Raw genomic sequence first — 13,387 nt, 5'->3', positions numbered from 1 at the left:
GTTCAGACGTGTGCACWYCSGWKCYRGTGGCACGGCCACGCGAGCTCTGACCATCGACAGCGATGGCAGCAAGACGCAGCCCGGCGGTCAAACCGATCCCAACACCGCGGCCACTGTCACGATCACCAACATCAGCGACGACACTGGCGTGAGCGCCAGCGACTTCATCACCACAGACAACAGCCTCACCTACAGCGGCGCAGTCACAGGCTTTACCAACAACGGCGATGTTGTCAAAGTTGACATCAAAAACGCAGCTGGCGAAGTCGTCAATACGGCCTACGTCAAACCCGTCAACAACGTCTGGACGTGGACCGATACCAACACCAGCCGGGCTGATGGCAACTACACCGTCGTTGCCACGGTGGTGGACCCAGCAGGCAACCGCGTCAACACAGGTGCCAACGGCCAAGCCACGCAAAGTGTCACCATCAACACCAGCGTTCCAACTTTGAGCATCACCAAAATCGCCGGTGATGAAGTGAGCGACGCTGGCAATGGCACCTACGATTTCACAGAGCGCGGCAGCGACGCCACCACCGTGGTCACCAAGCCCGTCATCAGCGGCACCACCACCAACGTGGAGCAGGGTCGCACCGTGACGGTCAGCGTGAACGACAAAAACTACACCAGTTCCGTGGGTGCGAACGGCGCATGGTCCATTGAGATCCCTGACGCTGACGCGGTTGGGCTCAACCACGGCAACACCTTCTCCGTGCTGGCCTCGGTCAGCAACGTCGCGGGTTCTGTGGCCAGGGACAACAACAACGGTTTGGTGGTCAACGTGGCGGGTCCCGGCACCCCCACGGTCAACAACCTCAAGACCAACGACACAACACCCGTCTTGACCGGTTTGGCTCAAAAGATTGTGGTGGCCACTCCCAACCAAGGCATCGCCTTGGAAACGGGTGACAAGATCACCATCACCGTGGGTGGGGCCACCTACACGGGCACACTGGATACCGCCGCGACCAACAACGGCTTGCCCACAGGCCTGAGTTACGACACGGCCACCAAAGCCTGGTCGCTGAACACGGAAACAGCAACCCCCACCTCGGGCACCTTGAGCCTGCCATTGACCAACGGCGCTGGCACCTTCAACGTGGGCGTGAAGGTCCAAGTAGGCGGAGTTGGGAAAGACGACATCAGCAGCAACGAGCTGCAGATCAACACCACCGCCCCGACGATCACATTGAATGAGATCTCGGACAACTTCCTCAATGTCTCGGAAAAAGACCAGAGCCTGAACATCACCGGCACCACCACGGCGCAAGTGGGCGACCAGGTCAGCATCACTGGCCTGAATGGCAGCACCTACACTGGTTTGGTCACGGCGGGTGCCAGCGGCCAGCCCAATGTGTTCAGCGTCTTGGTGCCATCGGCCGATGTCACGCAACTGAGCAACGGTGTGAAAACCGTGACAGCCAACGTCACCAACTCGTTTGGTGTGGCGGCCACGCCTGACACCGAAGACGTGACGGTGGACTTCACTGCGCCCGACATCACTTCGGCAGCCACGGCCAGCGTTTTTGAGAACGTGGCCATTGGCACCGAGATCTACGATGCCAATGCGACCGACACCAACCCTGTGACGTTCAGTCTCAAGGCGGGCACCGGCGATGCGGCGGACTTCGACATCGACAGCGCCACTGGCAAAGTCACGATCAAAGAGTCCCCCAACTTTGAGGCTCAGGCCAGCTACAGCTTCACAGTCGTTGCCACCGATACGGCGGGCAACAAGACTGAAAAAGCTGTCACCCTGACGGTCAACAACGTCAACGAAGCCCCCACAGGTGCCAACCAGACGATCGCCATCAACGAAGACAGCAGCAAGACCTTTGCAGCCAGCGATTTCGGATTTGCCGATGCCGCGGATACCCCTGCGAACACGCTCAGCGCGGTGCTCATCACAACTTTGCCTACCGTTGGCACGCTCAGGCTCAATGGCACAGCGGTCACGCTGAACCAGGAAATCGCCGCCAGCGATTTGGGTAACCTCGTGTTTGCGCCAGCGGCCAACGCCAACGGCACGGCTTACGCCACCATTGGCTTCAGGGTCAAGGACAACGGCGGCACCGACAACGGTGGGGCCAACACCAGCGTCAACGCCAACACCCTGACCTTCAACGTCACTGCTGTCAACGACGCGCCTGTCATCTCGGGCGGAACGACCAACGGTCTGACCGAAGACACTGGCGCGATCCTCACAGACGCACTCAAGTTCAATTACGCCGACGCCGATGGCCACGCACAAGCGGGTGTGATCTTCACCGAGCTGCCCGACGCGGCCAAAGGCACTTTGCGCCTCGACGGTGTGGCGATCACCGCCAACACCTTGGTGACCATTGCGGACATCAACGCGGGCAAAGTGGTGCTCCAGCCAGCGGCCAACTTCTTTGGTGCAGTGGAGGTGAAGTTCAAGGCGGTGGACACCAGCGCGACCAACAACGAGTCGGCGGTGGTGACCAGCACCTTCAACTTCAACAGCGTCAACGACACGCCGGTTGGTGTGAACGACACAGCCACCATTGGCGAAGCCGGTGGCACGGCCAACGCCACGGCAGGTGCTGCCTTGACCTCCACGACCAGCGGCGTGAGCGCCCTGAACGTGTTGACCAACGACACCGATGTAGACAGCGGCGACACCAAAGCGGTGCAAGCCATCAAGGCGGGCACCGCCGCTGGTGCCGGCTCGGCAGTCGCCGCGGCCACCACCAGCGCCAACGGCACGGAAGTGGTGGGCAGCTTCGGCACGATCAAGATCGGCGCTGACGGCAGCTACAGCTACGTGTTGGACCAGGCCAACGCCACGGTCAAAGCCCTGGCGGTGGGCAGCACGGCCATCAACGACGTGTTCACCTACACCGTCAAAGACACGGCCGGTGCCACCAGCACGGCCACCGTCACGGTGTCCATCACCGGTGCGAACGACGCGCCCGTCATCTCGGCGGCCACCATCAACAACCTGCCAGAAAACACCGGCGCGTTCCTCACGGGCTCACTCAAGCCCAATTACGCAGACGACGATGGCCACGCACAAAAGGGCGTGATCTTCACCGAACTGCCCGACGCAGCCAAAGCCACTTTATTGCTCAACGGCGTGGCGATCACCGCCAACACCTTGGTCACCATCGAGGACATCAACGCCAACAAAGTTGAACTCAAGCCCGTGACCGACTTCTTTGGAGCGGTGACCTTGAAGTTCAAGGCGGTGGACACCAGCGACTCGAACAACGAGTCTGCAGTGGTGACCAACACCTACAACTTCGTCAACACCAACGACGCGCCCGTGGGCGTGAACGACACGGCCACCATCGGCGAAGCCGGCGGCACGGCCAACGCCACGGCAGGTGCTGCCTTGACCTCCACGACCAGCGGCGTGAGTGCCCTGAACGTGTTGACCAATGACACCGACGTCAACAGCGGCGACACCAAAGCGGTGCAAGCCATCAAGGCAGGCACCGCCGCAGGTGCAGGCTCGGCAGTCGCCGCCGCCACCACCAGCGCCAACGGAACGGCCATCACCGGCAGCTTCGGTACATTGACCATCGGCGCGGACGGCAGCTACACCTACGTGGTGGACCAGGCCAACGCCACGGTCAAAGCCCTGGCGGTGGGCAGCACGGCCATCAACGACGTGTTCACCTACACCGTCAAAGACACGGCTGGTGCCACCGGCACGGCCACCGTCACGGTGTCCATCAGTGGAGCCAACGACGCGCCCGTTATCTCGGGCGGAACGACCAACGGTCTGACCGAAGACACTGGCGCGATCCTGACCACGGCCCTCACCAACGGTTACGCCGACGACGACGGTCATGCACAAAAGGGCGTGATCTTCACCGAACTGCCCGACGCGGCCAAAGGCACTTTGCGTCTCGACGGTGTGGCGATCACCGCCAACACCTTGGTGACCATTGCCGACATCAACGCGGGCAAAGTGGTGCTCCAGCCAGCGGCCAACTTCTTTGGTGCGGTGGAGGTGAAGTTCAAGGCGGTGGACACCAGCGCGACCAACAACGAGTCGGCGGTGGTGACCAGCACCTTCAACTTCAACAGCGCCAACGACACGCCTGTTGGCGTGAACGACACGGCCACCATCGGCGAAGCCGGTGGCACGGCCAACGCCACGGCAGGTGCTGCCTTGACCTCCACGACCAGCGGCGTGAGCGCCCTGAACGTGTTGACCAACGACACCGATGTGGACAGCGGCGACACCAAAGCGGTGCAAGCCATCAAGGCGGGCACCGCCGCAGGTGCAGGCACGGCAGTGATCGCCGCCACCACCAGCGCCAACGGCACGGAAGTGGTGGGCAGCTTCGGCACGATCAAGATCGGCGCTGACGGCAGCTACACCTACGTGGTGGACCAAGCCAACGCCACGGTCAAAGCCCTGGCGGTGGGCAGCACGGCCATCAACGACGTGTTCACCTACACCGTCAAAGACACGGCCGGTGCCACCGGCACGGCCACCGTCACGGTGTCCATCAGTGGAGCCAACGACGCGCCCGTTATCTCGGCGGCCACCATCAACAATTTGCCTGAAAACAAAGGTGCGATTCTCACCGGCTCACTCAAGTTCAATTACGCCGACGACGACGGTCACGCACAAGCGGGCGTGATCTTCACCGAGTTGCCTGATCCGGCCAAGGCCACCTTAAAGCTTCAAGGCGCGACCGCCAACGTCTTCACTGACATCACAGCCAACACCTTGGTGACCATTGCGGACATTAATGCGGGCAAAGTGGTGCTCCAGCCCGTGACCGACTTCTTTGGAGCGGTGACCTTGAAGTTCAAGGCGGTGGACACCAGCGCGACCAACAACGAGTCGGCCGTGGTGACCAACACCTACAGCTTTGACAACACCAACACCGCCCCTGTGGGCGTGAACGACACGGCCACCATCGGCGAAGCCGGCGGTACGGCCAACGGCACGGCAGGTGCTGCCTTGACCTCCACGACCAGCGGCGTGAGTGCCCTGAACGTGTTGACCAATGACACCGACGTCAACAGCGGCGACACCAAAGCGGTGCAAGCCATCAAGGCAGGCACCGCCGCAGGTGCAGGCTCGGCAGTCGCCGCCGCCACCACCAGCGCCAACGGAACGGCCATCACCGGCAGCTTCGGTACATTGACCATCGGCGCGGACGGCAGCTACACCTACGTGGTGGACCAGGCCAACGCCACGGTCAAAGCCCTGGCGGTGGGCAGCACGGCCATCAACGACGTGTTCACCTACACCGTCAAAGACACGGCCGGTGCCACCAGCACGGCCACCGTCACGGTGTCCATCAGTGGAGCCAACGACGCGCCCGTTATCTCAGGCGGAACGACCAACGGTCTGACCGAAGACACTGGCGCGATCCTCACAGACGCACTCAAGTTCAATTACGCCGACGACGACGGTCATGCACAAAAGGGCGTGATCTTCACCGAGTTGCCCGATCCAGCCAAAGGCACTTTGTTGCTCAACGGCGTGGCGATCACCACAGGCACCTTGGTCACCATTGAGGACATCAACGCCAGTAAAGTGGTGCTCCAGCCAGCGGCCAACTTCTCTGGTGCGGTGGAGGTGAAGTTCAAGGCGGTGGACACCAGCGCGACCAACAACGAGTCGGCGGTGGTGACCAGCACCTTCAACTTCAACAGCGCCAACGACACGCCTGTTGGCGTGAACGACACGGCCACCATCGGCGAAGCCGGTGGCACGGCCAACGCCACGGCAGGTGCTGCCTTGACCTCCACGACCAGCGGCGTGAGCGCCCTGAACGTGTTGACCAACGACACCGATGTGGACAGCGGCGACACCAAAGCGGTGCAAGCCATCAAGGCGGGCACCGCCGCAGGTGCAGGCACGGCAGTGATCGCCGCCACCACCAGCGCCAACGGCACGGAAGTGGTGGGCAGCTTCGGCACGATCAAGATCGGCGCTGACGGCAGCTACAGCTACGTGGTGGACCAAGCCAACGCCACGGTCAAAGCCCTGGCGGTGGGCAGCACGGCCATCAACGACGTGTTCACCTACACCGTCAAAGACACGGCCGGTGCGACCAGCACGGCCACGGTCACGGTGTCGATCAGTGGAGCCAACGACGCGCCCGTCATCTCGGCGGCCACCATCAACAATTTGCCTGAAAACAAAGGTGCGATTCTCACCGGCTCACTCAAGTTCAATTACGCCGACGACGACGGTCACGCACAAGCGGGCGTGATCTTCACCGAGTTGCCTGATCCGGCCAAGGCCACCTTAAAGCTTCAAGGCGCGACCGCCAATGTCTTCACTGACATCACAGCCAACACCTTGGTGACCATTGCGGACATTAATGCGGGCAAAGTGGTGCTCCAGCCCGTGACCGACTTCTTTGGAGCGGTGACCTTGAAGTTCAAGGCGGTGGACACCAGCGCGACCCACAACGAGTCGGCCGTGGTGACCAACACCTACAGCTTTGACAACACCAACACCGCCCCTGTGGGCGTGAACGACACGGCCACCATCGGCGAAGCCGGCGGTACGGCCAACGGCACGGCAGGTGCTGCCTTGACCTCCACGACCAGCGGCGTGAGTGCCCTGAACGTGTTGACCAATGACACCGACGTCAACAGCGGCGACACCAAAGCGGTGCAAGCCATCAAGGCGGGCACCGCCGCAGGTGCAGGCACGGCAGTCGCCGCGGCCACCACCAGCGCCAACGGCACGGAAGTGGTGGGCAGCTTTGGCACGATCAAGATCGGCGCTGACGGCAGCTACAGCTACGTGGTGGACCAAGCCAACGCCACGGTCAAGGCCCTGGCGGTGGGCAGCACGGCCATCAACGACGTGTTCACCTACACCGTCAAAGACACGGCCGGTGCCACCAGCACGGCCACGGTCACGGTGTCGATCAGTGGGGCCAACGACGCGCCCGTCATCTCAGGCGGAACGACCAACGGTCTGACCGAAGACACTGGGGCGATCCTCATAGACGCACTCAAGTTCAATTACGCCGACGACGACGGTCATGCACAAAAGGGCGTGATCTTCACCGAACTGCCCGACGCGGCCAAAGGCACTTTGCTGCTCAACGGCGTGGCGATCACCACAGGCACCTTGGTCACCATTGAGGACATTAACGCCAGTAAAGTGGTGTTGCAGCCAGCGGCCAACTTCTCTGGTGAAGTGGCGCTGAAGTTCAAGGCGGTGGACACCAGCGCGACCAACAACGAGTCGGCCGTGGTGACCAGCACCTTCAACTTCAACAGCGCCAACGACACGCCTGTTGGCGTGAACGACACGGCCACCATCGGCGAAGCTGGTGGCACGGCCAACGCCACGGCAGGTGCTGCCTTGACCTCCACGACCAGCGGCGTGAGTGCCCTGAACGTGTTGACCAACGACACCGATGTGGACAGCGGCGACACCAAAGCGGTGCAGGACATCAAGGCGGGCACGGGTGCCGTTACGGCTGTGACCGCGGGCACCACCAGCGCCAACGGCACGGTAGTGGTGGGCAGCTTCGGCACGATCAAGATCGGCGCTGACGGCAGCTACAGCTACGTGGTGGACCAAGCCAACGCCACGGTCAAAGCACTGGCGGTGGGCAGCACGGCCATCAACGACGTGTTCACCTACACCGTCAAAGACACGGCTGGTGCCACCAGCACAGCCACGGTCACGGTGTCCATCAGCGGGGCCAACGACGCGCCCGTCATCACGGGCACGACCATCAACAATTTGCCAGAAAACACCGGCGCGTTCCTCTCTGGCTCACTCAAGCCCAATTACGCGGACGACGACGGTCACGCACAAAAGGGCGTGATCTTCACCGAGTTGCCCGATCCGGCCAAAGCCACTTTGTTGCTCAACGGCGTGGCGATCACCACAGGCACCTTGGTCACCATCGAGGACATCAACGCCAACAAAGTTGAACTCAAGCCCGTGACCGACTTCTTTGGAGCAGTGACCTTGAAGTTCAAGGCGGTGGACACCAGCGACTCGAACAACGAGTCTGCAGTGGTGACCAACACCTACAACTTCGTCAACACCAACGACGCGCCTGTGGGCGTGAACGACACGGCCACCATTGGCGAAGCCGGTGGCACGGCCAACGCCACGGCAGGTGCTGCCTTGACCTCCACGACCAGCGGTGTGAGCGCCCTGAACGTGTTGACCAACGACACCGACGTCAACAGCGGCGACACCAAAGCGGTGCAAGCCATCAAGGCGGGCACCGCCGCAGGTGCAGGCTCGGCAGTCGCCGCGGCCACCACCAGCGCCAACGGCACGGCCATCACAGGCAGCTTCGGTACATTGACCATCGGCGCGGACGGCAGCTACACCTACGTGGTGGACCAGGCCAACGCCACGGTCAAGGCCCTGGCGGTGGGCAGCACGGCCATCAACGACGTGTTCACCTACACCGTCAAAGACACGGCCGGTGCGACCAGCACGGCCACGGTCACGGTGTCGATCAGTGGGGCCAACGACGCGCCCGTCATCTCAGGCGGAACGACCAACGGTCTGACCGAAGACACTGGCGCGATCCTCATAGACGCACTCAAGTTCAATTACGCCGACGACGACGGTCATGCACAAAAGGGCGTGATCTTCACCGAACTGCCCGACGCGGCCAAGGGCACTTTGTTGCTCAACGGCGTGGCGATCACCACAGGCACCTTGGTCACCATTGAGGACATTAACGCCAGTAAAGTGGTGTTGCAGCCAGCGGCCAACTTCTCTGGTGAAGTGGCGCTGAAGTTCAAGGCGGTGGACACCAGCGCGACCAACAACGAGTCGGCCGTGGTGACCAGCACCTTCAACTTTAATAGCGTCAACGACACGCCTGTTGGCGTGAACGACACGGCCACCATCGGCGAAGCTGGTGGCACGGCCAACGCCACGGCAGGTGCTGCCTTGACCTCCACGACCAGCGGCGTGAGTGCCCTGAACGTGTTGACCAACGACACCGATGTAGACAGCGGCGACACCAAAGCGGTGCAAGCCATCAAGGCGGGCACCGCCGCAGGTGCAGGCTCGGCAGTCGCCGCCGCCACCACCAGCGCCAACGGCACGGAAGTGGTGGGCAGCTTCGGCACGATCAAGATCGGCGCTGACGGCAGCTACACCTACGTGGTGAACCAAGCCAACGCCACAGTCAAGGCCCTGGCGGTGGGCAGCACGGCCATCAACGATGTGTTCACCTACACCGTCAAAGACACGGCTGGTGCCACCAGCACAGCCACGGTCACGGTGTCGATCAGCGGAGCCAACGACGCGCCTGTCATCTCGGGCGGCACCGTTAATGGTCTGACCGAAGACACCGGCGCGATCCTGACCACGGCTCTCACCAACGGCTACGCCGACGACGACAACCACACGCAAGCGGGTGTGATCTTCACCGAGCTGCCCGACGCGGCCAAGGCCACCTTGTTGCTCAACGGCGTGGCGATCACAGCCAACACCTTGGTCACCATTGCGGACATCAACGCGGGCAAAGTCGAACTCAAGCCAGCGGCCAACTTCTCTGGTGAAGTGGCGCTGAAGTTCAAGGCGGTGGACACCAGCGCGACCAACAACGAGTCGGCTGTGGTGACCAGCACCTTCAACTTTAATAGCGTCAACGACGCGCCTGTGCTGGCCGACACCGCTTTGAGCTTCGCGGGCTTGACCCAATCGGCCAACCCCATCACACCCACCGGCGCGGTGGGTGTGTTGGTCAGCAGCTTGATGGGCGGGGTCAGTGATGTCGATACCGGCGCTGCCAAAGGCTTGGCCATCACCGGCACTGACTCCAGCAAGGGCACGCTGTTCTTCAGCACCAACGGTGGCACCACCTGGACAGCGGTAGACACCAGCACAGCGCTCAGCGATGGCCGCGCCTTCTTGCTCGGCTCAGACGCTGACAACCGCTTGTACTTCAGGCCCAACGCCAACGTCAGCGGTGACATCGATGCGGTGACTTTCCGTGCATGGGACCAGACCGCAGCCACCGAAGGCACATTCGTCAACATCACCACCACGGGTGGCAGCAGCACCTTCTCGGCCGCGACCGACAAAGTCACGCTGAAAGTGGACATGCTCATGGTCAACCTGGCCGATGTGGATGCGGGCAAAGGCGGCTTTGCCATCAATGGCGAAGCCGTGAACGACGAAAGTGGCTTTGCCATCAGCAACGCGGGTGATGTGAACGGCGACGGTTTTGACGATTTGTTGATCAGCACGCCGTTTGCCGATGCGGGCGGGGCCGACTCAGGTAAGGCCTACGTTGTGTTCGGCAAATCTGGAGGCACCACAGGCAACACCAACATCGAGCTGTCCACCGTGGCCTCGGGTGTGGGTGGCTTTGTGATCAATGGCGCTGGTGCTTCCGATTGGACGGGCACCAGGTCCAGCCCAGCGGGCGACGTCAACGGTGACGGCCTGGCCGATGTGATCGTCAGTTCTGAATTGGCAGATTTGACGGCAGGCGATAACCGCGGTCGCGCATATGTGATCTATGGCAAAACCAGTGGGACGGCCGTCAACCTGGCGTCCGTGGCCTCCAGCGCTGGCTTCTCGATCAACGCGGTCAAAGCTGGCGATGGATTCTCTTACGTGAGCGATGCTGGCGACGTCAACGGCGACGGCCTGGCCGACCTGATTGTCGGCACCATCAATGCCGACGAGGGCAGCACGATTGAAGTTGGTAAAGCCTATGTGGTGTTTGGCCGTTCGGACAACAGCACAGCGGTCAACCTGTCGGCCATTGATGCCGGCAGTGGTGGCTTCGTCATCAAGAGTGGCACTATGAACGAACGTTTGGGCGTGAACCCTTCGAGCGCGGGCGACTTCAACGGCGATGGCCTGAACGACTTGATCATGGGCTCGGACTTCAACGGGTCGACGACGGACACCGGAAGGACCTACATCGTTTACGGCAAGACCAGCACCACCACGGTGAATTTGTCTAGCCCCGGCACAGCCGCTTTTTCCATCGTGGGGCAGGGCGCAGGCGATCAGGCGTTCCGTGCGGCCAACGCAGGCGACGTCAACGGCGACGGCCTGGCCGATGTGATCATCGGCGCTGCAAACTCAGACCCGGCATCGGGCGAAAATGCGGGTCGCAGCTATGTGGTGTTTGGCAAAACCGATCCTTCTGCGACGGTGAACCTGAGCGCCATTGCCAATGGTGTGGGCGGCTTCGTGATCAACGGTGAGTCCGCAAATGACCGCGCGGGCAGCGTGAGTTACGCGGGTGACATCAACGGTGACGGTCTGTCGGATGTGATCGTTGCCGCACCAGGAAACGACGGTCCGAGTTTCGACGCAGGCCGTGCCTATGTGGTCTATGGTCAGACAGGTACGATGGCGGTCAATCTGAGCACGGTGGCCAACAGGGTGGGTGGTTTTGCCATCAACGGACAGGTGACAGACGATAGGATTTCTTCGATTTCTTACGCTGGTGATCTCAATGGTGACGGCTTTGACGATTTGCTGGTGGGAAGCAGGGTTGCCGATCCAGCCGGTCGCACCAACGCCGGCAAAACCTATGTGGTCTTTGGCGGCAGCCAGTTTGCCAGCACGGTGGACTTTGTGGGCGACGCCACGGCCAACACCCAAACCGGCACCACAGCGGCCGAGACCTTCGCCGCAGGCGACGGCAACGACACGCTGGTGGGCGGCGGTGGTGCTGACGTGATGTACGGCGGCCGGGGCAACGACACCTTCGTGCTCAACGCCAGCAACGTCACGGCGCTGACCAGCGCCCTGGGTGCCGGTGGCAACACCACGCAGCTGGCCCGCATCGACGGTGGCACGGGTTACGACACCTTGCAGCTGACGGGTGGTGCTTCACTTGACCTGGCTGCAGTCTCCAACGTCTCTGCCATGTCGGCCGACAACACCAGCCGCTTCAGCAGCATCGAGCGCATTGACCTGGCCACCGACACGGCAGGCAACACCTTGACGCTGACAGCGCGTGACGTGAACGATATGGCTGGCTTCAACGCCATCAAGTTGGGTGCCAGCGCCGATGGCAAAACCTGGAGCAACGTTTCGGGTAATGCGCTGCTCAACACCACCAAGTTCCACCAACTGGTGGTGGACGGTACCAACGCCGACAGCGTGTCGATCAAGTCGACCACCGGCACCTGGACGAATGCCGGCACCGTGAGCGATGGCACATCACAATTCGTGGTCTGGCAGAACACCACGACGAGCTCGCAAGTGATTGTGAAGTCGGGCGTGACGGTGAACGCCAACGTGGCCCCGATCGTGCTGGACCTGAACCGCGACGGCGAGCTGAGCTACGCCAACGTGGTGATGGACGTGAACAGCGACGGCGTGGTGGACAACACGCTGTGGGCGGGCGTGCAAGACGGTGTGCTGATGTGGGACAAGTACCGCGACGGTCAGGTGCACAACCGCAGCCAGTACGCCTTCACCGAGTACGGTGGTAGCACCGACCTGGAAGGCTTGGCTGCGGGCTTTGACACCAACCGCGATGGCGTGTTCAATGCGCAAGACGAGAAGTTTGGCGAGTTCATGGTCTGGCAAGACGGCAACCAGAACGGCGCGAGCGACGCAGGCGAAGTGCGCAGCCTGGCCGATTGGGGCATTGCCTCCATCGACTTGGTGAGCGACGGCGTGCAGCGCAGCCCGGTGGATGGTGTGACTGAAGCGGGCCGCAGCACCGCGACCACCACCGATGGCCAGTCCATCTTGGTGTCCGATGCGGCCTTTGCCTTCCGCGATGCGACGGCCGACGAGTTGGCAGCGCAAGCTGTGAAGTCGACCGCCTTGAGCGATGCGACTGCGTTGGGCGATGTGGCCGAGGCAGCGCCGAGCGACGAGTGGCAGAACAAGCCTTACGACTTGAGTGACGCGGAGTTGGCAGCGATGGGTTTGCCATCGACAGCCGATGCTTTGACTGCGAATCTTTATTCTTTGAACAATGGCCAGAGTCTGGACTTGACCACTTTCCTGATGGGCATGAACTCGAAAGGTGTCGTGAAGGGCATCGAGCATGTGGACATGGCCACTGACACTGCCGCTAACGTGGTGTCATTGACCTTGGCCGACGTGTTTAAATTGCCCGCCATCGACGGTCTTCATGAGCTCACGCTGACGGGTGATGTCAATGACAAGCTGACGCTTGCCGAAGGCGAGTGGACTGACGCCGCCGCCGCCATGGCCAACCAGGCTGCTCATTCTTACGCTGTCTACAACGTAGCCACTGACGCATCAGCCCAGCTGTTGATCGACCAGCAATTGCTACAAACCCTTTAAGCCCAATCGCCAGAGTGGCTGGCTCCTATCGAGGTCAAGGGTCTTCGTAGGGGCTTGCCTTCAAGCGAAAAGGTTTGGAGCCCAAGTGTCACAACGCCAGCGGGGCTGCTCCCCGCAAAGGTAAGGGTATTTGCCGGATCCTGC

The 13,387-nt window shown here is 61.7% G+C and carries 1 pseudogene; it reads left to right on the top strand.

The features are described 5' to 3' along the window. Positions 1–10 precede the first annotated feature (10 nt). A pseudogene (locus AMM33_RS19540) lies at positions 11–13,243 on the top strand (VCBS domain-containing protein). The last annotated feature ends 144 nt before the right edge of the window (positions 13,244–13,387 follow it).

Origin of the sequence: Limnohabitans sp. DM1 (assembly GCF_001269385.1) — a bacterium.
Lineage (GTDB): Bacteria > Pseudomonadota > Gammaproteobacteria > Burkholderiales > Burkholderiaceae_C > Limnohabitans_A.
Note: the sequence above shows the minus strand (reverse complement) of the source record. Positions and strands in the feature narration are given on the sequence as shown.